Source organism: Pseudomonas soli, assembly GCF_900110655.1.
Lineage (GTDB): Bacteria > Pseudomonadota > Gammaproteobacteria > Pseudomonadales > Pseudomonadaceae > Aquipseudomonas > Aquipseudomonas soli.
Genome location: NZ_FOEQ01000004.1, coordinates 176880 through 196111 on the forward strand (window position 1 = coordinate 176880; position 19232 = coordinate 196111).

Here is a 19232-nt window from a genome sequence, read left to right on the forward strand (position 1 = left end):
AGACCAAGGTCTTCGGGGCAAACGGTTGGGGGAGGAACCAACCAAAGGAGTCTTCACATCAGGGGACGGTCAGCGCGAGCTGGCCACCACATCGGGTTGCCAGCCGCCGCCAAGCGCCTTGTAGATCGCGACGATGCCGCTGTACAGCTCGACCTCGCCCTGGGCCTGGGCGTCTTCGGCGCTCAGGCGCTCGCGCTCGGCGTCGAGCAGCACCAGGTAGTCCACCGTGCCTTCGCGGTAGCGCACCGAGGCCAGGTCCGCCGCCTTGCGGCTGGCGTCGCTCTGGCGCATCAGCGCCAGCAGGCGCTGCTGGCGCTTGCCGTAGTCGCTGAAGGCGTTGGAGGACTCCTCCAGGGCCAGCAGCACTTGCTGTTCGTAATTGGCCAGCGCCCCTTCGGCATCGGCCTTGGCGCCGCGCAGGCGGGCGCGCACGCTGCCCAGGTCGAACGCCGCCCAGGTGATGCTCGGGCCCAGCGCCCAGGCATTGGCCGCCGAGGAGCCGATCTGCGAACCGCGGGCGGCGGTGAAGCCGAGGAAACCACTGAGGCTGACCCTCGGGAACAGGTCGGCGGTGGCCACGCCGACGTTGGCCGTGGCCGCAGCCAGCTGGCGCTCGGCGCTGCGGATGTCCGGGCGGCGGCGCAGCAGCTCGCCGGGGTCGCCCACCGGCAAGGCCTTGGCGATGGCCGGCAGGGCCTTGGGCGACAGGTCCACGGCCATCGCGTCCGGGCGCTGGCCGAGCAGGGTGGCGATGCGGTTCTTCGCCCGCACCTGTTCGGCCTGCAATTGCGGCACGGTGGCTTCGACACCCGCCAGGCGGGCGTCAGCGCGCACCACGTCGAGCTCGTTGCCGACCCCGGTGTCGCGCAGGGTCACGGTGATGTCCCGCGACTGCTGCTGGGTCTTCAGGTTGGCCACGGCGATCTGCTCGCGCAGTTGCGCGCCGCGCAATTGACCGTAGGCGTCGACCAGCTCGGCGATCAGGCTGACCTGCAGTTGCTGCAGGTCGGCCTCGGCCGCCGCTTCCTGGGCTTCGCTGGCCTCGATCTGGCGCTGGATGCGGCCGAACAGGTCAAGCTCCCAGGCCATGTCCAGGCCCAGGTCATAGCGTTCGCTGTTGACCCGGCGCTCGGTCTGGCCAGGGACCTGGCCCTTGCCCAGGTCGCTGCTGGCGCGGCTGGTGACCACGGGGATCTGGTCGTTGGACACGTCCTCGCGAATCGACCGCGCCGCTTTCAGGCGGGCGAAGGCCACGCGCAGGTCGCGGTTGCCGTCCAGCGATGCCTGCACCAGCTGGTTCAGCACCGGGTCGTCGAACTGTTTCCACCACACGCTCTCGAAGCGGCTGCGGTCATAGGCTTTGGCTTCAAGGCCGGCGTCCAGCTTGGCCGGTTCGGTCAGCGGGGCCTGGTAGTCCGGGCCCACCGCGCAGGCCGCCAGGGCCAGTGCCAGCAGGCTCGGGGTCAGGGGTTTGAGCAACTTCATGCATGGTTCTCCAGTGCCACGGCGTGCTCGGCCTTGCGGGCCTGGCGACGCTCGACGAAACGGCGGATCAGGAAGAAGAACACCGGGGTCAGGAACAGGCCGAATACGGTCACCCCGATCATCCCCGAGAACACCGCCACACCCATGGCGTGACGCATCTCGGCACCGGCGCCGGAGGAGAACACCAGCGGCACCACACCCATGATGAAGGCGATCGAGGTCATCAGGATCGGCCGCAGACGCAGGCGGCAGGCTTCCAGTACCGCAGCCAGCGGATCGAGGCCCTTGGCCTGTTCATCCTTGGCGAACTCGACGATCAGGATCGCGTTCTTGCACGCCAGGCCCACCAGTACGATCAGGCCGATCTGGGTGAAGATGTTGTTGTCGCCACCGGAGATGATCACCCCGGTGATGGCCGACAGCAGGGTCATCGGCACGATCAGGATCACCGCCAGCGGCAGGCTCCAGCTTTCGTACTGGGCGGCCAGCACCAGGAAGGCCAGCAGCACGCACAGTGGGAACACGAACAGTGCGGTGTTGCCCGAGAGGATCTGCTGGTAGGTCAGGTCGGTCCACTCGAAGGTCATGCCGTTGGGCAGTTCCTCCTTGAGCAGCTTCTCGATCGCAGCCTCGGCCTGACCGGAGCTGTAGCCGGGGGCTGCGGCACCGTTGATCTCGGCGGTGATGAAGCCGTTGTAGTGCATCACGCGGTCAGGCCCCGAGGTGTCGCTGACCTTGAGGAAGGTCGCCAGCGGGATCATCTCGCCCAGGTTGTTGCGCACCTTCAACTGGCCGATCTGTTCGGCGTCGAGGCGGAACTGCTGCTCGGCCTGGACGTTGACCTGGTAGGTACGGCCAAAGCGGTTGAAGTCGTTGGTGTACAGCGAGCCCAGGTAGACCTGCAGGGTGTCGAAGATGTCGTTGATCGCCACGCCATGGGTCTTGGCCTTTTCCCGGTCGATGGCGGCATCGACCTGCGGCACGTTGACCTGGTAGCTGGTGAACAGGCCCGCCAGTTCCGGCACGTTGTGGCTCTTGGCGATGATGTTCTGGGTTTCCTTGTACAGCGCTTCGTAGCCCAGGTTGCCGCGGTCCTCGATCTGCAGGCGGAAGCCGCCGATGGTGCCCAGGCCTTGTACCGGCGGAGGCGGGAAGATCGCGATGTAGGCGTCCTGGATATCGGCGAACTGGGCGTTCAGGGCTGCGGCGATGGCTGCCGCCGACTGGCTCGGGTCCTTGCGCTCGTCGAACGGCTTGAGCGGTGTGAACACGATGCCGCTGTTCGGGCTGTTGGTGAAACCGTTGATCGACAGGCCCGGGAAGGCCACCGAGTCGGCCACGCCTGGCTGCTTGAGGGCGATCTCGCTCATCTTCTTGATCACCGCCTCGGTGCGGTCGAGGCTGGCGGCGTCAGGCAATTGGGCGAAGGCCACCAGGTACTGCTTGTCCTGGGACGGCACGAAGCCGGTCGGGGTGGACGAGAAGCCCAGGTAGGTCAGGCCCATCAGGCCGGCATACACGAACAGTGCAATTCCGCTGGAACGGATGACCCGGCGCACGCCGCCGACGTAGCCATGGCTGGCGCGGTCGAAGAAGCGGTTGAACGGGGCGAACAGCCAGCTGCCCAGCAGTTTTTCCAGGAACCGCGAGAAACGGTCCTTCGGCGCGTGGTGGTCCTTGAGCAGCACGGCGGCCAGGGCCGGCGACAGGGTCAGCGAGTTGAACGCCGAGATCACGGTGGAGATGGCGATGGTCAGGGCGAACTGTTTGTAGAACTGACCGGTAAGGCCCGAGATGAACGCCGCCGGCACGAACACGGCGCACAGCACCAGTGCCGTGGCGATGATCGGCCCGGTCACTTCGCTCATGGCCTTCTGCGTGGCCTCGAGCGGTTTCAGGCCCAGTCCGATGTTGCGTTCGACGTTCTCCACCACGACGATGGCGTCGTCCACCACGATACCGATGGCCAGCACCAGGCCGAACAGCGATAGCGCGTTGAGCGAGAAACCGAACAGGTGCATCACCGCAAAGGTACCGATCAGCGACACCGGCACGGCCAGCAGCGGGATGATCGAGGCGCGCCAGGTCTGCAGGAACAGGATGACGACCAGCACCACCAGGACCAGCGCTTCGAACAGGGTGTGCACCACCGCCTCGATGGAACCACGGACGAACACGGTCGGGTCATAGACGATGCTGTAGTCCATGCCTTCGGGGAAGTCCTTCTTCAGCTCGGCCATCTTCGCCCGCACTTCGTCGGAGATCTCGATGGCGTTGGAGCCCGGGCGCTGGAAGATCGGGATGGCCACCGCCGGCTGGTTGTTCAGCAGCGAGCGCAGGGCGTACTGGCTGGAGCCGAGTTCGACCCGGGCGATGTCCTTCAGGCGGGTGATCTCGCCGTTGGCGCCAGCACGGATGATGATGTTCTCGAACTCTTCCTCGTTGACCAGGCGGCCCTGGGTGTTGATCGACAGCTGGAAGCTGGTCGAACCGGGGGCGGGCGGGGCGCCGAGCTGGCCGGCGGCGACCTGGCGGTTCTGCTCGCGAATGGCGGCCACCACGTCGCTGGCAGTCAGGTTGCGCGAGGCGGTCTTGTTCGGGTCGAGCCACACGCGCAGCGAGTAGTCGCCCATGCCGAACAGCTGCACGTCGCCCACGCCGCCCAGGCGCGCCAGCTCATCCTTGATGTTGAGGATGGCGTAGTTGGACAGGTAGAGCATGTCGTAGCGGTTGTCCGGCGAGGTCAGGTGCACGACCATGGTCAGGTCGGGCGAGGCCTTGTCGACGGTGATGCCGATACGGGTCACTTCCTCCGGCAGCTTGGGCTGGGTGCGGGTGACGCGGTTCTGCACCTGCACCTGGGCGTTGTCCAGGTCGGTGCCCAGGGCGAAGGTGATGGTCAGGGTCAGCTTGCCGTCGGCGGTGGATTGCGAGGACATGTACAGCATGTTCTCGACACCGGTGATGGCTTGCTCAAGCGGCGCGGCGACGGTCTCGCCGATCACCTTGGGGTTGGCGCCGGGGAAGTTGGCGCGCACCACCACGGTGGGCGGTACCACTTCGGGGTATTCGCTGATCGGCAGCTGGAACAGCGAGATCGAACCCGCGATCAGCAGCACCAGCGACAGTACCGCGGCGAAGATCGGCCGGGTAATGAAGAATTTCGAAAAGTTCATCGGTGTTGTCCCTTAACCGCGCGGCGCTTGGGCGCTGGCGACTTTGACATTGGCGCCGGCAACCTTCGGTGCCGGGTTGCTGGCTTCCAGGGCCTGACGGTGCTGGGCGAGGGCGGCGAGGGTCTGCTCACTGGCCATCGGCGTTTCCTCCGGGGTGACCGGCGAGCCAGGGCGCACGCGCTGCAGGCCCTTGACCACGATGCGGTCGTCCTTGCCCAGGCCGCTGCGCACAATACGCAGGCCTTCGAGCTTGGGCCCCAGTTCCACGGCGCGGTAGGCGGCCTTGTTGTCCTTGTCCATAACCAGCACGAACTTCTTGCCCAGGTCGGTGCCGACCGCTTCGTCGTTGATCAGCACGGCGTCGTACTGGGCGCTGCCGACCAGCTTCAGGCGCGCGTACAGGCCGGGGGTGAACTGGCCGTCACGGTTGTCGAACACGGCGCGGCCACGGATGGTGCCGGTGCGCGGGTTGACCTGGTTGTCGACGAAGTTCATCTGGCCCAGGTGTGGGTTGCCGGTCTCGTTGGTCAGGCCCAGGTACACCGGGGTGCTCTGGCCGCGCTGGCCGTCGCGGGCCAGCTGGCTGTACTTGAGGTACACGCGCTCGTCGGCGTCGAAGTAGGCGTAGACCTTGTCGGTGGAGACCACGCTGGTCAGCGGGGTGACGTCGGCCGTGACGATGTTGCCGGCGGTGAACTGGGCGCGGCTGACCCGGCCGCTGATCGGCGCCGTGACGCGGGTGAAACTCAGGTTCAGGCGGGCCAGGTCGAGCTGGGCCTGGATTGCGTCGACCCCGGCGCGGGCTTCGGCGGCGGCGCTGGTGCGCGACTCGGCCAGTTCCGCGGAGATCGCGTTGCTGTCACGCAGGCGCTCGCCACGGCGGGCTTCGTTGGCGCTGCGGATGGCGGTGGCCTTGGCTTGTTGCAGCTGGGCTTCGAGACGGCGGACTTCAGCCTGGAACGGGCGTGGGTCGATCTGGAACAGCAGGTCGCCTTTCTTCACCTGGGCGCCTTCGGTGAAGGCCACCAGGTCGACCTGGCCGGACACCCGTGGGCGTACCTCGACGGTTTCCGGTGCTTCGAGGCGGCCGGTGAACTCGTCCCATTCGTTGATCGGCTGTTCGATCACCTTGGCTACGCTGACTTTGGGCGCGGCGGGAGCCTGCACGGCGTCGGGGGTGCGACCGCAAGCGCTGAGCACCACCACTGCCAGGGCAGCGAGGGGGAAGCGCAGGGGTTTGAGTGAGTGATCCATGGAGAACTCCGCCGAGATATTAGTAGTGGGCGGAGTTTGAGTGTCTTGCGCGTGACGCACGAATCAAATGGAGCGAAGGTTATTATCACGGGCAATGATATGTCGGGTGCCATCATCAATCATGACGCATGGGCACCCATCAGGATTGCGCAGTCAGCGCGGCCCGCCAGCGGCTTTTTCACGCAATGCCTTGGCCACCTTGGCCTCGATCTCGTAGGCGGGGCCCTCCAGCGCCTGGTAGTCACGGGTGTATTGCTGGGCGAAGCCCTCGACGCCCAGCTCCTGATACTGCTGCACGTGCTTGAGCTCATGGGCCCACAACGCCACGTTGTCCTCGGCATCGGCGGGGCGGCGGAAGATGACCGTGTCGATCAGGGTCACGGCGTTGACGTCCGGGTTCTGCAGCAGTGCGTTGGCGGCGCTGATCTGCTGTTCGTTGCCGACCCGGTAACGTGCCGCGTCGAGCACGGCGAAGTCGTACCAGGGTTCGAGCTGTGCGCGGATATGCAGGGGAATCGGCTGCGTGCCATTGGCGGTGGCTTCCTCGCGGGCCTGGCGCAGGGCGAACACCAGGCTGCCGGTGGCCATGCGCTCGACATCCTGCAGCACCTGGCCGCCTTGGTTGGGGTCGATGGGCGCGCAGAAGCACACCACAAGGCAGACCTGGTACTGCCCGGTCGGGCAGCTGTCCTGGGCGAAGGTGGGCAGGGTCATCAGCAACCCCAGCAGCGTGCTAGCGAACCTCATCGAAGACCTGCTCGACCAGCTTGCGGCTGGCGTCCAGCACCTGTGCCTGCACCGGTTCGCTGGCCAGCATGCGCCCCACCACCAGCGCGCCGACACACTGGCTGAGCAAGGCCCAGGCCAGGTCGGGGTCATCCAGGGTTTCGCTCCAGGCCTGGTGCAACTCCAGCAGCCAGTGTTCGGCCTGTTCGCGCACCGGCCGTTCGGCGCGGGCGATCTCCACCCCCAGTGGCGGCAACGGGCAGCCGCCTTCGGCATTGTGCAGGTGCGCCAGGCTCAGGTACTGGTCGAGCAGGCGCTTGAGCCGCGCACGGTCGGTGCCACGTTCGACCAGGCGCGCCAGCGGGCTGTTGGCCAGTTCACGGCGGACGATCTCGCTGAACAGGTCATCCTTGGACGGGAAGTGGTTGTAGAAGGCGCCGCCGGTCAGGCCGATGGCCTTCATCAGCCCGGCCACGCCAGTGGCGGCGAAACCGCCGCGCTTGGCCAGGGCGCCGCTGCTGGAGAGCAGTTTTTCACGGGTCTGTTGCTTGTGGTCGGTGGCATAGCGCATGCGCGCAACCTCGTGGTGTGGGCTTGACGATGAGCTGATCGTAGCATAGCGTTCGTTTACTAAACGATCATTCATCAATGGAGCGGTCCATGGCAGAACAACAAAAAGTCGTGCTGGTGATCGGGGCGGGTGATGCCACCGGCGGCGAGATTGCCAAGCGTTTCGCCCGCGAGGGCTACATAGCCTGCGTGACCCGGCGCGAGGCACAGAAGCTGCAGCCGCTGCTCGCCGAAATTCGCGCCGAGGGCGGCCAGGCCCATGGCTTTGGCTCGGATGCGCGCAAGGAAGAGGAAGTCGCCGAGCTGGTGGAGACCATCGAGCGCGATATCGGCCCGATCGAGGCGTTCGTCTTCAACATCGGTGCCAATGTGCCGTGCAGCATCCTCGAGGAAACCCCGCGCAAGTACTTCAAGATCTGGGAAATGGCCTGCTTCGCCGGCTTTCTCACTGCCCAGGCGGTCGCCCGGCGCATGGTGACCCGAGAGCGCGGCACCATCCTCTTCACCGGTGCCACCGCTGGCACCCGTGGCGCGGCCGGTTTCGCCGCCTTCGCCGGCGCCAAGCATGGCCTGCGCGCCTTGGCCCAGAGCATGGCGCGGGAACTGGGTCCACGGAACATCCATGTCGGCCACGTGGTGGTCGATGGTGCCATCGACACCGCCTTCATCCGCGACAGCTTCCCTGAACGCTACGCGCTCAAGGACCAGGACGGCATCCTCGATCCTGCGCACATCGCCGACAGTTACTGGTTCCTGCATGCGCAACCGCGTGATGCCTGGACCTTTGAGCTGGACCTGCGCCCGTGGATGGAGCGCTGGTAAATCCCACCCTCATACAAGGATTGAATCATGAGCAAGACCGTCGAGTTCTTCCTGGACCTGGGCAGCCCGGCCACCTACCTGGCTTTCACCCAGCTACCCGCGCTGTGCGCGCGCCATGGGGCGCGGTTGGTGTACAAGCCGATTCTATTGGGTGGGGTGTTCCAGGCCACCGGCAATGCCTCGCCGGTAATGGTGCCGGCCAAGGGGCGCTATATGCGCATCGACCTCAAGCGCTATGCCGATCGCTATGGCGTGCCGCTGACCCTGCCGCCGGGGTTCCCGGTCAACACCCTGAGCCTGATGCGCGGGCTGATCGGTGTCCAGTTGTTTGCCGAAGAGCGTTTCGAGGCGCTGTTGAAGGTGTTGTTCGAAGGGCTGTTCGTGCACGGGCGCAATCTGGCAGATCCCGCGGTACTGGATGAAACCCTGACCGCCGGCGGCTTCGAGGCCGAGATGTTCCATGAACTGGCCGCCCGGCCCGAGGTCAAGGACGCCTTGCGCAAAGCCACCGAGGAGGCGGTCGAGCGCGGCTTGTTCGGGGCGCCGACGTGCTTTGTCGACGGGCAGATGTTCTTCGGCCAGGACCGCCTGGATTTCGTCGAGCAGGCCTTGGTCAGGCAGGCATGACTGAAAGCAGTCGCTCTATCTGCGTGCGTTCCCAAAGGCTCAGGTGATCGACCGGATTGGTGCCGTAGCGGTGCCAGTCGTCCAGCGAGCCCAGCCGCCCATCCGGGCACTGGCAGTGGCTGCAGTGGGTCAGCCCCTCGCTATCCAGTACCAGGGTCAGGCGCCATCCTTCGACCAGCACCTCAACTTGGTCACCGGCCAGGCGGGCGACCGTCACCAGCGGGCGGACGCCAAGGGCGGCATCACGCAGGCACTGGTACGCCTCGCGGCTGGCGACGGTGGTCATGCTCGGGTCAGAAGTTCGCCGGGGTGTTGGCGCTGATGATCTCGGCCTCGTCGGGGCCGATGTTCTTGAAGCTGTGGGGCAGGGTGGTGGGGATGTAGTAGCCGTCGCCGGCATTGAGAATGCTCACCTGGCCATCGACCCACAGTTCCAGGGTGCCACGGGTGACCAGGCCGCATTCCTCGCCTTCGGCATGCACGATCGGTTCGCCGGAGTCGGCGCCCGGTGCGTACAGCTCACGCAGCATGCGCATCTGCCGACCTTCGACGCTGGCGCCGACCAGCAGCATGCGCAGGCCGTTGCGGCCCAGGTCGGGCTGTTCGCTGCCACGGAACACATAGCGTTCCTCGCGCACCGGCTCGTCGAAACTGAAGAACTCGGCCAGGGACATGGGGATCCCTTCGAGCAGTTTCTTCAGGGAGCTGACCGAAGGGCTGACCCGGTTCTGCTCGATCTGCGAGATGGTCGAGTTGGTCAGGCCGCTGCGGCGGGCCAGCTCCCGTTGGGAGAGGTTGTTGCGTTCACGCACCAGTTTGAGTCGTGTCCCCGTGTCCATAGCCGCCTTGTTTGCAGAGGTGTCAAAAATAATGGGCGAGGCATTAAAACACACTCTGCACGCTTGCGCGCTGTGCGCATCAGTGGCGCTGGTCAGACGCTGCCGGCCACAGCCCGACCAGCAGCAGCAGGGCGCCCACGGCCAGGAACGGCAGGCGCGGATCGAGGGCATAGACCAGGGCACCGGCCAGCGGTCCGATTACCGCACCCATGCCTTGGGCGGCGCCGATCGAGCCGGCCGTCGCACCCTGTTCGCTGGCGTGCATGGCATTGGCCGCCAGGGCCGAGAAGGCCGGGAACACGAAGCCCATGCCGAACGCGGCGACGAAGAACGCACCCCACAGCCACGGCGCGCTGGTGGCCAGGGCCGCGGCGGCGAAACCAAGCCCGGATACGCATGCGCCGACCTTGATCATCTTCAGAGGTGGCCATTCCAACTGGCGCAGGAACACCTGGGCCAGCATCAGCGCCACGCCCACGCTGGTCAGGGCGATGCCCGCGGCCTGGGCGGCAGCGCCGGCCTCGAGCTGCAGGCGGTCGAGGGCGAAGAAACCGACGGCGATCTGCGACACGGTGATGCTCAGCATGGCGCTGAAGGCCACCAGCAAAGGCCTGCGCAGGCGCGGGTCGGACAGTCGCACCGGGTTGGGCGCATGGGGCTGGGCCAACGGCTGTGGCTTGAGCTTGAACAGCAGCACGACGAACGCCGTGGCCGGCAGCAGCGACAGCACATAGAACGGCATGCTCAGGCTGTAGCGCGACAGCAGCGCGGCCAGGGCCGGGCCCAGCACCAGGCCGACCGCGTTGGCCGCACCCAGCGAGACCATGGCCCGCGCCCTGCGCTGCGGCTCGACGTGATCGGCGATCAGCGCGTTGCCGCCCACCGGCAGCGCGGCATAGAAGGCGCCGATCATGCCCCGCGCCAGCATCAGGCCGAAGAAGGCCAGGGTCGCGCCCGGCAGCCAGCGCAACGCGCCGTCGATGAACAGGCACAGCACCCAATAGGCCAGGGTGAAGCCGCCGCTGCCCAGCAGCAGTACCTGGCGCCGGCCAAGCCGATCGGCCAGGCGCCCCCAGGGCCGGGCCAGCAGCACCCAGACCACGCCGGCCACGGTCACCGCCGCGCCGGCCTGCCAGGTGGCCATGCCCAGCAAGCGGGCGATCGGGCCGATCAGGGCGACGAAAGCCATCATCGACATGGTGCAGGCCATGTTGGCCAGCATCAGCGGGCGCAGGTCCAGGGTGCTGGGCGGGCTGCTCACCGGGGCAAGCGTGGCAGGGTCCTTTGCAACGTTCATAAGGCAGTCCAGGGCAGTTCGACGAAATGAGCGCCGATGTTAGTAATTATTATTTACATTTGTCGAGCCCTGGCGGAGCTCACTCACCGCGACGCAACGGGCCTGGCCACATGCTACGCAAGACGCCGTCGCGACGCACCAGCCCATGCACCAAGGCTGCGCCCAAATGCACCAGCACCGTGGCGAACAGCAGGTAGCCGGCCCAGCCGTGGGCCTGGCGCAGCACCGCGTAGAGCTGCAGGTCGTGGGGGGCGATGGCGGGCAGTTGCAGCGGGCGGGGGTAACCGCCTGCCGAGAGCATCGCCCAGCCGAGCAGCGGCATGGCCAGCATCAGCCCATACAGCAGCAGGTGCGAGGCGCCGGCGGCCAGGCGCTGCAGGGGAGGCAGGTCACGAGGCAGCGGCGGGTGCGCCAGGCTCAGGCGCAGGACAATGCGCAGGATCACCAGCACCAGCAGGGCCAGGCCGGTGGCCTTGTGCAGCTCGACCAGCCAGGGGTGGCGTGGCGACAGGTCGGCGACCATGCTCACGCCGATGAACAGCATGGCCAGGATCAGCACGGCCATCAGCCAGTGCAGCAGCCGGGCCAGGGGGTGAAAGACAGTGGCGCTCATGGGCGGGCTCCTTCGGTCAGCGACTCGTGGCTGCGGCGGTTGAACGACACCGAATAGGCGGCCGAGCGAGCGGCGAGGATCGGGTCGGCGGAGGGTTCGATGCCGTGGGGCAGGATCAGCGGGTCGAAGTTCAGGTCGCGGCAGGCGCCTTGCTCGGGGCCGTCGACCTGCTCCACGACCAGGGTGCCGGCATCGAGGCTGCGGCGTTCGGCGGGCCAGGGCCGGGCCGGGTCGTCCACCGGATCGCCGGGGTCGGCCAGGGTCAGGCGCAGGGTCCAGCGCAGCGGGCCCTGGGCCAGGCGTTGCTGCAGGTCGTGCTGCAGGAACTGCTTGTCGTCGACCTGGGCGGGCAAAGCGGCGTATGCGGCCTGCGGCTCCAGTGCCCAGCGCACCGGGTGCGCCTGGCCGTTGGCATCGATCAGGCGGAAGGCGTTGATGCTGTTGTAGGCGGTGCTGGCGAAGCTGTCGCTGGGCTTGTAGCTGGCCGCCCACTGGCGAAACGCCGCACTCTCCGGGTGGGCGGCGAAGAAGGCTTGCAGCCTGGCCGGGTCGGGTTTGCCGGTGGCCGGGTCCGGGGCGCCGGCCAGGACCTGTTCATAGAAGCCTTCGACCGTGCTTACGGCCAGCACCGGCGGGTTGTTCATGCCGGTGCGCCAGACCTGGCCGTCGTCGCTGGTCAACTGCAGCGCCAGGCTGCGCACTGGTATGGCGGTGTCCGGCGCGAACGGATTGGCGCCGCCGATGGCGAAGCGGCCGATCACCGGCACCTTCTGCTGGCTGAACACCCGGGCGCTGGACAGCGAGGTGGCCTGGCCGCTGGCCTGGAAGTAACCGCTGACACACAGGCCCTTGGCATGGTTCTTCCGGTAGCCGGGGTGGTGGCCGGCCTGGGCTTCGAAGGTGTCGATGATGCGCTGTGGGGTCAGCCTTGGCGCGCCGATCCAGCCGGCGGCGTAGGCGAAGCCTGCGCCCAGGGCGGCCAGCGTGGCTGCGATGGCGGCCAGGCGCAGGGCCTTGGCGGGGCCGTGCAAGGGAGTAGTCATGGGAACGGTCCGGTCAGGTGGAATGAACCGGTACGACGCAGGGGCAAACGATTTATTCCCGGCGGGGGAATAGATTCCGTGCCCGCGCGTCTGCCTTGTACACTGACAGCCCGCAGGGCCCCGGAACCCGACCATGCATGACCTGGACGACCAACAATGGCGTGAGCTGCTGCAGCGCCTGCGCCGCTTCGCCCTGTGGCTGACCCGCGAGCCCGGTACCGCCGACGACCTGGTCCAGGCCACGGTCGAGCGCGCCTTGAGCCGTCGCGGCCAGCAGCGTGATGCCGACAGCCTGCGGCCTTGGCTGTTCACCATCCTTTACCGGCTGTTCCTCGACGGCAAGCGCCGCGAGCGCTTGCACGCGCGCTGGCTGGCCTGGTTCGGCCGGGGCCAGGCCGAGGAACCGGCGGGCGGCGAGATCGAGAGCATCGTGCTGGCCCAGGCCGACCTGCAGGCCTTCGCCCGCTTGTCGCCCGAGCAGCGGGCATTGCTGTTGCTGGTCAGTGTCGAGGGCTTGAGCTACAAGGAGGCGGCCGAGACGCTTGGCATCCCCATCGGCACCGTGATGTCGCGCCTGTCGCGTGCCCGTGCCGCCCTGCGTGAACTGACCGAGGGCAACCCTGCGCCCCCGGCCCTGCGGAGACTCAAATGACACGCCTGATCCCCACCGAGCACGAGTTGCACGCCTATGTCGACGAGCGCCTGGAGCCGGCGCGCCGGGCCGAGGTGCAGGCCTGGCTGGCCGCCAATCCGCAGGAGGCCGTGCGCATCGAGGCCTGGCGTGCCGATGCCCGGCGCCTGCGGGCGGCCCTGGCCGGCTTTGGCGAGCGGCCGAGCGATCCGCACCTTGACCTGGCGCCGCTGCGTCGCCGCCTGCGCCAGCGCCGGCAGCGTCGCCTGGCAGCAGCGGCGGTGCTGATGCTGGCGCTAGGCCTGGGCGGGATTGGCGGCTGGCAGGCGCGCCAGGTAACGCTGTTCGCCGGCATGCTGCCCATGGCCGACGCGGTGCAGGCCCACAGGCTGTTCGCCGAGGCCAGCACGCTGGACATCGAGGCTCGCGACCCGGCACGCCTGCAGGCCTGGCTGGGCACTCACTTCAACCGCGTCGGCCGCCTGCCGGACCTGGCGGGCTATGGCTTCCAGCCAGTGGGGGCGCGACTGTTGAGCAACGAGGCGGGGCCAGCGGCGTTGCTGGTGTTCGAGGATCGCCAGGGACAGCGCATCAGCCTGTTCCTGCGTTCTCCCGGCGAGCATTTCGAGCGTATGCCTACCGGCCAGCGCACCGATGGCCAGCTGGAGGCTCGCTACTGGTCCCATGGCGATTACAACTTTGCCCTGGTCAGCGCGGTGGACGATACCCGTGGCGAGCAGCTACGCCAGGCGCTGGGGGTCAGTCTGTAGACGGCTTGACGGCGGTCGACCGGGTGATCACAACACTACCCAAGCGTCCTTTCCATGGCGCCCACCACCAGACCCTCCATCAACCCAACTCCCTCGGCTTCACCCAAGCCCTTGCCGCGTAACATTCCGGGCAACTGGTTAAGCAGCGTCGCCAGCACATGCCCGGTGGCCGCCAGGGTTTCCCCGGCCAGCCGCGCCTGCGGCGCAATCAGGCGCAGCAGCCCGGTTTCGTAGCGTTCGCGCAAACCCGCAAGGCGTGCCTGCTGGTCCTCGCTCAGGCAGCAGAAATCCCGCTCTGCCAGGCGAAACTGCAACGGCCGCTCGCCATGCAACTGCCAATGCGCGGCGATCAGGCAGGCCAGCACCGGCTTGCCCTGGGTCCGCGCCCGGCGGCCTTGGTCGAGGGTCGCCTGCAGCTCCTCGTACAACTCCTCGATAAGGTCGTACAAAAGGTCCTGCTTGCTGGGGAAGTGGTGGTACAGCGAACCTGCGGTCAAGCCCACGTGCGCCGCCAGCTCACGCATGCTGACCTGGCCGAAGCCTTTTTCGGCGAACAGGGCCATGGCCCGGTCGCGCCGCTCCTCGAAATTGGCGCAGCGCAGCGCCGCAGTGACCGGGGCCATGGCGCGGTTCCTCTAGTAGGTGAAGAAGCCGCGGCCGCTCTTGCGCCCCAGGTAGCCGGCGGCAACCATTTCCTTGAGCAGCGGCGCGGGGCGGTACTTGCTGTCGTTGAAGCCTTCGTGGAAGGCCTCCATGATCGCCAGCAGCGTGTCCAGGCCCACCAGATCGGCCAGGGCCAGCGGGCCGATCGGCTGGTTGCAGCCCAGGCGCATGCCGGTGTCGATGTCCTCGGCGCTGGCCAGGCCTTCCTGGAACACGAAGATCGCTTCGTTGATCATCGGCACCAGGATGCGGTTGACCACGAAGCCCGGGCGGTTGCCGGCGGTGATCGGGGTCTTGCCGAGTCGCTCTGTCACCAGCAATGCCTGGGCATAGGTCGCGTCGCTGGTCTGCAGGCCACGGATGATCTCGACCAGCGCCATCATCGGCACCGGGTTGAAGAAGTGCACGCCGATGAAGCGCTGCGGCTGCTCGATGCTCGCGGCCAGCTGGGTCACCGACAGCGACGAGGTGTTGGTGGCGATCAGGCACTCGGCGCTGACGTTGGCCGCCACCTGCTGCAGGATGCGCTGCTTGAGGGCGAGGTTCTCGGTGGCAGCCTCGATCACCAGTTGCGCGCTGGCCAGCTGGGCGTAGTCGGTGCTGGTGCGGATGCGCGCCTTGGCCGCGGCGGCCTTGTCAGCGTCGATGGTGCCCTTGCCGACCTGGCGCTCGAGGTTCTTGCCCAGGGTCGCCACGCCACGCTCCAGCGCGGCGTCGGAAACGTCCACCAGCAGGACCTGGTAGCCAGCCAGCGCGCACACTTGGGCGATGCCGTTGCCCATGGTGCCGGCGCCGATCACGGCGATCTGTTCGATGTTCATGCTGCTGACTCCTGTCAAACGCGTTCGAAGACGATGGCGATGCCTTGACCGCCACCAATGCACATGGTGGCCAGGGCGTAGCGGCCCTGGACGCGGTGCAGTTCATGGATGGCCTTGGTGGCGATGATCGCGCCGGTGGCACCGACCGGGTGGCCGAGGGAAATGCCCGAGCCGTTGGGGTTGACCTTTTCCGGGTCGAAGCCCAGGGCGCGGGCCACGGCGCATGCCTGCGAGGCGAAGGCTTCGTTGGACTCGATCACGTCCAGGTCGCTGACCTTCAGGCCGGCTTTCTCCAGCACTTTCTGCGTCGCCGGGATCGGGCCCAGGCCCATCAGCGCCGGCTCCACGCCGGCGTGGGCGTAGGCGACGATCCGCGCCAGCGGCTTGAGGCCCTGGCGGCGCACGGCGTCGCCGGTGGCCAGGACCAGGCCGGCGGCGCCGTCGTTGATGCTGCTGGCGTTGCCGGCGGTGACCGTGCCGTCCTTCTTGAACACCGGCTTCATGCCCGCCAGTTGTTCGGCGCTGGCATCGGCGCGCACGTTCTCGTCCACGGCGAATTGCACGTTGCCTTTGCGGGTCTTGATCTCGATCGGCACGATCTGGCCGTTGAAGCGGCCTTCGGCGATGGCGCGGGCAGCGCGATGCTGGCTGGTCAGGGCCACTTCATCCTGCATCTCGCGGCTGATGCCATGGGCCGCCGCGACATTCTCGGCGGTGATGCCCATGTGGAAGTGCTCGAACGGGTCCTGGAGGATGCCGACCATGTAGTCGATGCCTTGCAGGTCGCCCATGCGTGCGCCCCAGCGCGCTTGCGGCAGCAGGTAGGGACCGCGGCTCATGGCTTCGGCGCCGGCGGCCAGGGCGATGTCGCTGTCACCCAGCAGCAGGCCCTGGGCAGCCGAGACGATGGCCTGCAGGCCCGAGCCACACAGGCGGTTGACGCTGAACGCCGGGGTTTCCTTGGGGATGCCGGCGTTCATCGCCGCGACCCGGCCCAGGTAGGCATCGCGTGGTTCGGTGGGGATCACGTTGCCCATCACCACATGGCCGATCTGCTCGGCGGCGACGCCCGAGCGCTCGATGGCGGCGCGGGTGACCTGAGTGGCGAGGTCGGCCAGCGGCAGGTCCTTGAGCGAACCGCCGAAGCTGCCGATGGCCGAACGTACCGCACTGACGACGAAGATTTCTGTGCTGCTCATGGGGGCTCCGTTTGCGAAGGCGTGGCGGGGCGCGGGAGGCTCTGCGAGAATGGCGCCCACACCCTGCGGGGGTGGATCGAGTCTAGGCAAAGGCCTGCGGGCGGCCTATGCCGGATCTGTTCAGACAACTTGGCATTTTTTGCCACTCAGCATAGACAGCGGACTTCTGCCATGCGCGATAGCGACACGGTCGCGGTGTACTTCCTCAATGCCATGGTCCACGCTCTGCGCGACCGGCCCCAGGCGCGCGACGCCCATCTGCGGGCGGTGGGCATCGACCCGCAGGTGCTGGCCGAGCCATTGGCGCGGGTGCCGGCCAAGGCCTTCGCCCAGCTGTGGCTGGCGCTGATCGATGAGCTGCACGATGAGTTCTTCCAGCTCGACAGCCACGGCATGCCCCTGGGCAGCTTCGCCCTGATCTGCCGCGGGTTGATCCAGGAGCCGACCCTGGGCAAGGCGCTGCGCCAGTGCCTGGGCAGTTTTGCCCTGTTCCTGCGCGATTTGAACGGCCATGTCACGGTGCGTGGCGCGCGCACCGTGATCAGCGTGCAATCGACCATCGCCGATCCGCTGACCCGGGTCTACGCCGAGGAAACCTACCTGGTGCTGGTGATCGGCCTGCTGTGCTGGCTGGCCGGCCGGCGCATCGCCATCGACCGCACCGAGCTGGCCCTGGCGCGCCCGGCGCAGGAGGATGACGCGCTGCTCTGGGGACCGGACCTGCGCCTGGGCAGCGGGCGCACCGAGGTGGAGTTCGACAGCGCCTGGCTGCGCCTGCCGGTGGTGCAGGACCTGGCGGCGCTGAAGGGCTTCCTGCGCAGCGCGCCGCAGGGGCTGGTGATCCGCTTTCGTAACCAGAATGGCCGGGTGGCGGAGGTCTATCGACATTTGCGCGCCCTGCATTACGGGCAGTGGCCCACGCTCGACGCCATGGCCGCACGGCAGAAGCTCAGCGCCAGCAGCTTTCGCCGCCAGCTGGAGCGCGAAGGGCGTTCCTATCAGCAGATCAAGGACGAGGTGCGCCGGGCAATGGCCTTCGAGCTGCTGCGCGAAGGCCACCTGAGCATCGCCGAGGTCGCCGAGCACACCGGCTTCCAGGAACCCAGCGCGTTTCACCGGGCATTCAAGAAGTGGACTGGACAGAGCCCGGGCAGTTACCGGGCCAAGCGCGGCGCATCGGCTTGATGGTCGGTCAGTGCCGCAAGGGCTCGGGCCTGAATAATGGCTTCTTCATCACCGCTTTGATCCACACGATTGCGATCAGTGAAACCACCGCCAGCACCAGCCCGGCGGTGCCGTAGATCTTCAGGCTCATCTCGGGACTGGGCGATGCGTTCCAGATCGCGTACAGCATGCCGCCGATGCCGAACAGCTGCGGCAACGGATAGAACGGTGTGCGGAACGGTCGCGCCAGGTGCGGGTAGCGACGGCGCAGGGCGATCACGTCCAGGTGCACGATGATGTAGGCCAGCAGCCAGGCCAGCGCGGCGGCCAGCAGCAACAGGTTGATCGCCGCCGCGTCCTGGCCCATCAGCAGGATCGGCAGGCCGGTGATAGCCGCCACGAACAGCACCGCGACCCACGGTGTGCGGGCGCGCGGGCTGAGCTGCTTGAACTGGGGGAACGCCTGGCCATTGCAGGCCATGCCGTAGAGCATGCGCGGGATGGCCGCCAGCGAGGTGTTGAGGGTGCTGCAGGTGGCGGTGACCGCGGCGATCACCAGGAACACTTCGCCGGTCTTGCCGAACACCGTGGTGGCGAACAGGTAATGGGGCAGGGCATCGCTGCCCAGCGCCTCGCGCGGTACCAGGAACAGCGCGCCCAGACCGTACAGGCCGATGGTGGCGAAGATAACGGTCAGGCCGATGATCATCGAACGCGGGATGTTGCGCTCGGGCTTGCGGGTTTCTTCCACCAGCGAGCAGACGAACTCGGCGCCGACGAAACCCCACACGGCCATTGCGGTCAGGGCCAGCACCCCGGCGCCCATGGGGTTCCAGTCGCCCTGCAGCAGGGTGGCGGTGACACCCTCGGCATGCCCTTCGCTGATCGCGGCAACGCCGAGGATCAGCAGCACGATGACCATGACCACGGCCATGGCGCTCTGCAGCTTGGCGAAGATGTCGATGCCCATGAGGTTGAGGCCGGTAAACAGGGCAAGTACGCCGAAGGCCACCGAATACTGCGGGAACACCCCGGGGTAGACCTTGCCGACGATCAGGTCGAGCAGCAGCAACTCGGCCGACAGCGCGAACATGGCCACCACCACGTAGCCGGAGAAGGTCGCGAGGATGGCCGGGAAGTGCCCCAGCGCCACCTCGGTGTAGCTCGACAGGCTGCCGGCGCGCGGCACCAGCAGGGCCAGCTCCGAGAACGAGAACGCATAGCTCAGGGCCAGCAGGTAGGCCAGCCCCAGGGGCACGATGAAGCCGAGGCCGGCGGCACCGACCCCCTGCAGCATCATCACCATCACCCCTTGCGACACCACCAGGCCGACCGCCACCGCCAGCAGCGATCCCAGCCCCAGGACCCGGCGAAAGCCGGCTTGATCGTGCTGCACGCTGGCAGGCACGGACGCACTTGCACTCATGACAGTTCCCCGCTCTTTGTTGTTGTAGTTGCGCCAGATACTGGGACAGGGTACGCAGCGGGGAAATTAGTAAATATGTGGTTGGTGCAGAGGAAAAAGCTGGGCT

19 protein-coding genes are annotated in these 19232 nt (G+C 67.2%); 5 read left to right on the forward strand and 14 right to left on the reverse strand.

Features of this window, described 5'->3' with window-relative positions; all coding sequences use genetic code 11:
* Positions 1-69: 69 nt before the first annotated feature.
* The 5 genes from BMY03_RS11855 to BMY03_RS11875 form a co-directional block, all read right to left on the reverse strand.
* The gene (locus BMY03_RS11855; protein ID WP_094011162.1) at positions 70-1485 is read right to left on the reverse strand and encodes an efflux transporter outer membrane subunit; all 1416 of its coding nucleotides are present in this window, start codon (positions 1483-1485) and stop codon (positions 70-72) included.
* A complete protein-coding gene (locus tag BMY03_RS11860; RefSeq protein WP_038705948.1) occupies positions 1482-4661 on the reverse strand; it encodes an efflux RND transporter permease subunit in 3180 nt (1059 codons plus the stop codon). The genes BMY03_RS11855 and BMY03_RS11860 overlap by 4 nt, the downstream gene beginning before the upstream one ends.
* 12 nt (positions 4662-4673) lie before the next feature.
* Positions 4674-5915 carry a multidrug efflux RND transporter periplasmic adaptor subunit MexE gene (gene mexE, locus BMY03_RS11865; RefSeq protein WP_094011163.1) on the reverse strand — a complete coding sequence of 414 codons (1242 nt, stop codon included), beginning with the start codon at positions 5913-5915 and terminating at the stop codon, positions 4674-4676.
* 153 nt (positions 5916-6068) lie between these two features.
* On the reverse strand, positions 6069-6662 hold the full coding sequence (locus BMY03_RS11870; protein ID WP_094011164.1) for an eCIS core domain-containing protein: 594 nt from the start codon (positions 6660-6662) through the stop codon (positions 6069-6071).
* Complete coding sequence (locus tag BMY03_RS11875) at positions 6649-7212, reverse strand: TetR/AcrR family transcriptional regulator (RefSeq protein WP_038705950.1); 564 nt, start codon at positions 7210-7212, stop codon at positions 6649-6651. Before BMY03_RS11875 ends, BMY03_RS11870 begins: the two co-directional genes overlap by 14 nt.
* An 89-nt stretch (positions 7213-7301) precedes the next feature.
* Between BMY03_RS11875 and BMY03_RS11880 the strand changes: the two genes are divergently transcribed.
* Positions 7302-8033, forward strand: coding sequence for an SDR family oxidoreductase (locus tag BMY03_RS11880; protein ID WP_046855892.1), 732 nt, complete (start codon positions 7302-7304; stop codon positions 8031-8033).
* 27 nt (positions 8034-8060) lie between these two features.
* Complete coding sequence (locus BMY03_RS11885; protein ID WP_023631325.1) at positions 8061-8660, forward strand: 2-hydroxychromene-2-carboxylate isomerase; 600 nt, start codon at positions 8061-8063, stop codon at positions 8658-8660.
* On the opposite strand, the gene BMY03_RS11890 is transcribed toward BMY03_RS11885, so the two are convergent.
* The 5 genes from BMY03_RS11890 to BMY03_RS11910 all read right to left on the reverse strand — a co-directional run bounded on the left by BMY03_RS11890 (position 8647) and on the right by BMY03_RS11910 (position 12452).
* A complete protein-coding gene (locus tag BMY03_RS11890) occupies positions 8647-8946 on the reverse strand; it encodes a DUF7693 family protein (RefSeq protein ID WP_094011165.1) in 300 nt (99 codons plus the stop codon). The genes BMY03_RS11885 and BMY03_RS11890 overlap by 14 nt on opposite strands.
* A gap of 7 nt (positions 8947-8953) precedes the next feature.
* Positions 8954-9499, reverse strand: a complete 546-nt coding sequence (locus BMY03_RS11895) for a cupin domain-containing protein (RefSeq protein WP_094011166.1) — start codon at positions 9497-9499, stop codon at positions 8954-8956.
* Between the two features lie 79 nt (positions 9500-9578).
* Positions 9579-10796, reverse strand: a complete 1218-nt coding sequence (locus tag BMY03_RS11900; RefSeq protein ID WP_094011167.1) for an MFS transporter — start codon at positions 10794-10796, stop codon at positions 9579-9581.
* A 79-nt stretch (positions 10797-10875) separates the two neighbouring features.
* On the reverse strand, positions 10876-11409 hold the full coding sequence (locus BMY03_RS11905; protein ID WP_094011168.1) for a cytochrome b: 534 nt from the start codon (positions 11407-11409) through the stop codon (positions 10876-10878).
* A complete protein-coding gene (locus tag BMY03_RS11910) occupies positions 11406-12452 on the reverse strand; it encodes a catalase family peroxidase (RefSeq protein WP_094011169.1) in 1047 nt (348 codons plus the stop codon). Before BMY03_RS11910 ends, BMY03_RS11905 begins: the two co-directional genes overlap by 4 nt.
* A 133-nt stretch (positions 12453-12585) precedes the next feature.
* On the opposite strand from BMY03_RS11910, the gene BMY03_RS11915 reads away from it, so the two are divergent.
* Both BMY03_RS11915 and BMY03_RS11920 read left to right on the forward strand, forming a co-directional pair.
* Positions 12586-13104 carry a sigma-70 family RNA polymerase sigma factor gene (locus BMY03_RS11915; RefSeq protein ID WP_038705954.1) on the forward strand — a complete coding sequence of 173 codons (519 nt, stop codon included), beginning with the start codon at positions 12586-12588 and terminating at the stop codon, positions 13102-13104.
* On the forward strand, positions 13101-13853 hold the full coding sequence (locus BMY03_RS11920) for an anti-sigma factor family protein (RefSeq protein ID WP_094011170.1): 753 nt from the start codon (positions 13101-13103) through the stop codon (positions 13851-13853). Before BMY03_RS11915 ends, BMY03_RS11920 begins: the two co-directional genes overlap by 4 nt.
* A gap of 35 nt (positions 13854-13888) precedes the next feature.
* Here BMY03_RS11920 and BMY03_RS11925 read toward each other — a convergent pair whose 3' ends face one another.
* From BMY03_RS11925 to BMY03_RS11935, 3 genes are read right to left on the reverse strand one after another with little or no spacing between them, the layout of a single operon-like run.
* Positions 13889-14476, reverse strand: coding sequence for a TetR/AcrR family transcriptional regulator (locus tag BMY03_RS11925; protein ID WP_094011171.1), 588 nt, complete (start codon positions 14474-14476; stop codon positions 13889-13891).
* Positions 14477-14488: 12 nt separating this feature from the next.
* Positions 14489-15337: a 3-hydroxybutyryl-CoA dehydrogenase gene (locus tag BMY03_RS11930; RefSeq protein ID WP_038705956.1), complete on the reverse strand. Its 849-nt coding sequence runs from the start codon at positions 15335-15337 to the stop codon at positions 14489-14491.
* Positions 15338-15351: 14 nt separating this feature from the next.
* On the reverse strand, positions 15352-16536 hold the full coding sequence (locus BMY03_RS11935; RefSeq protein WP_094011172.1) for an acetyl-CoA C-acyltransferase family protein: 1185 nt from the start codon (positions 16534-16536) through the stop codon (positions 15352-15354).
* A gap of 171 nt (positions 16537-16707) precedes the next feature.
* On the opposite strand from BMY03_RS11935, the gene BMY03_RS11940 reads away from it, so the two are divergent.
* A complete protein-coding gene (locus tag BMY03_RS11940; RefSeq protein WP_094011173.1) occupies positions 16708-17721 on the forward strand; it encodes an AraC family transcriptional regulator in 1014 nt (337 codons plus the stop codon).
* 7 nt (positions 17722-17728) lie between these two features.
* On the opposite strand, the gene BMY03_RS11945 is transcribed toward BMY03_RS11940, so the two are convergent.
* Entirely contained in the window at positions 17729-19126 is a 1398-nt protein-coding gene (locus tag BMY03_RS11945; protein ID WP_094011174.1) for an APC family permease, read from the reverse strand.
* Between the last annotated feature and the right edge of the window lie 106 nt (positions 19127-19232).

What these genes read in the sequence shown, in the direction of transcription:
- BMY03_RS11905 (WP_094011168.1), bottom strand. Translation starts at nt 11,409, where the DNA reads ATGAGCGCCACTGTCTTTCACCCCCTGGCCCGGCTGCTGCACTGGCTG.
- BMY03_RS11920 (WP_094011170.1), top strand. Translation starts at nt 13,101, where the DNA reads ATGACACGCCTGATCCCCACCGAGCACGAGTTGCACGCCTATGTCGAC.
- BMY03_RS11915 (WP_038705954.1), top strand. Translation starts at nt 12,586, where the DNA reads ATGCATGACCTGGACGACCAACAATGGCGTGAGCTGCTGCAGCGCCTG.
- BMY03_RS11935 (WP_094011172.1), bottom strand. Translation starts at nt 16,536, where the DNA reads ATGAGCAGCACAGAAATCTTCGTCGTCAGTGCGGTACGTTCGGCCATC.
- BMY03_RS11855 (WP_094011162.1), bottom strand. Translation starts at nt 1,485, where the DNA reads ATGAAGTTGCTCAAACCCCTGACCCCGAGCCTGCTGGCACTGGCCCTG.
- BMY03_RS11875 (WP_038705950.1), bottom strand. Translation starts at nt 7,212, where the DNA reads ATGCGCTATGCCACCGACCACAAGCAACAGACCCGTGAAAAACTGCTC.
- BMY03_RS11910 (WP_094011169.1), bottom strand. Translation starts at nt 12,452, where the DNA reads ATGACTACTCCCTTGCACGGCCCCGCCAAGGCCCTGCGCCTGGCCGCC.
- BMY03_RS11900 (WP_094011167.1), bottom strand. Translation starts at nt 10,796, where the DNA reads ATGAACGTTGCAAAGGACCCTGCCACGCTTGCCCCGGTGAGCAGCCCG.
- BMY03_RS11895 (WP_094011166.1), bottom strand. Translation starts at nt 9,499, where the DNA reads ATGGACACGGGGACACGACTCAAACTGGTGCGTGAACGCAACAACCTC.
- BMY03_RS11925 (WP_094011171.1), bottom strand. Translation starts at nt 14,476, where the DNA reads ATGGCCCCGGTCACTGCGGCGCTGCGCTGCGCCAATTTCGAGGAGCGG.
- BMY03_RS11930 (WP_038705956.1), bottom strand. Translation starts at nt 15,337, where the DNA reads ATGAACATCGAACAGATCGCCGTGATCGGCGCCGGCACCATGGGCAAC.
- mexE (WP_094011163.1), bottom strand. Translation starts at nt 5,915, where the DNA reads ATGGATCACTCACTCAAACCCCTGCGCTTCCCCCTCGCTGCCCTGGCA.
- BMY03_RS11940 (WP_094011173.1), top strand. Translation starts at nt 16,708, where the DNA reads ATGCGCGATAGCGACACGGTCGCGGTGTACTTCCTCAATGCCATGGTC.
- BMY03_RS11885 (WP_023631325.1), top strand. Translation starts at nt 8,061, where the DNA reads ATGAGCAAGACCGTCGAGTTCTTCCTGGACCTGGGCAGCCCGGCCACC.
- BMY03_RS11945 (WP_094011174.1), bottom strand. Translation starts at nt 19,126, where the DNA reads ATGAGTGCAAGTGCGTCCGTGCCTGCCAGCGTGCAGCACGATCAAGCC.
- BMY03_RS11870 (WP_094011164.1), bottom strand. Translation starts at nt 6,662, where the DNA reads ATGAGGTTCGCTAGCACGCTGCTGGGGTTGCTGATGACCCTGCCCACC.
- BMY03_RS11880 (WP_046855892.1), top strand. Translation starts at nt 7,302, where the DNA reads ATGGCAGAACAACAAAAAGTCGTGCTGGTGATCGGGGCGGGTGATGCC.
- BMY03_RS11860 (WP_038705948.1), bottom strand. Translation starts at nt 4,661, where the DNA reads ATGAACTTTTCGAAATTCTTCATTACCCGGCCGATCTTCGCCGCGGTA.
- BMY03_RS11890 (WP_094011165.1), bottom strand. Translation starts at nt 8,946, where the DNA reads ATGACCACCGTCGCCAGCCGCGAGGCGTACCAGTGCCTGCGTGATGCC.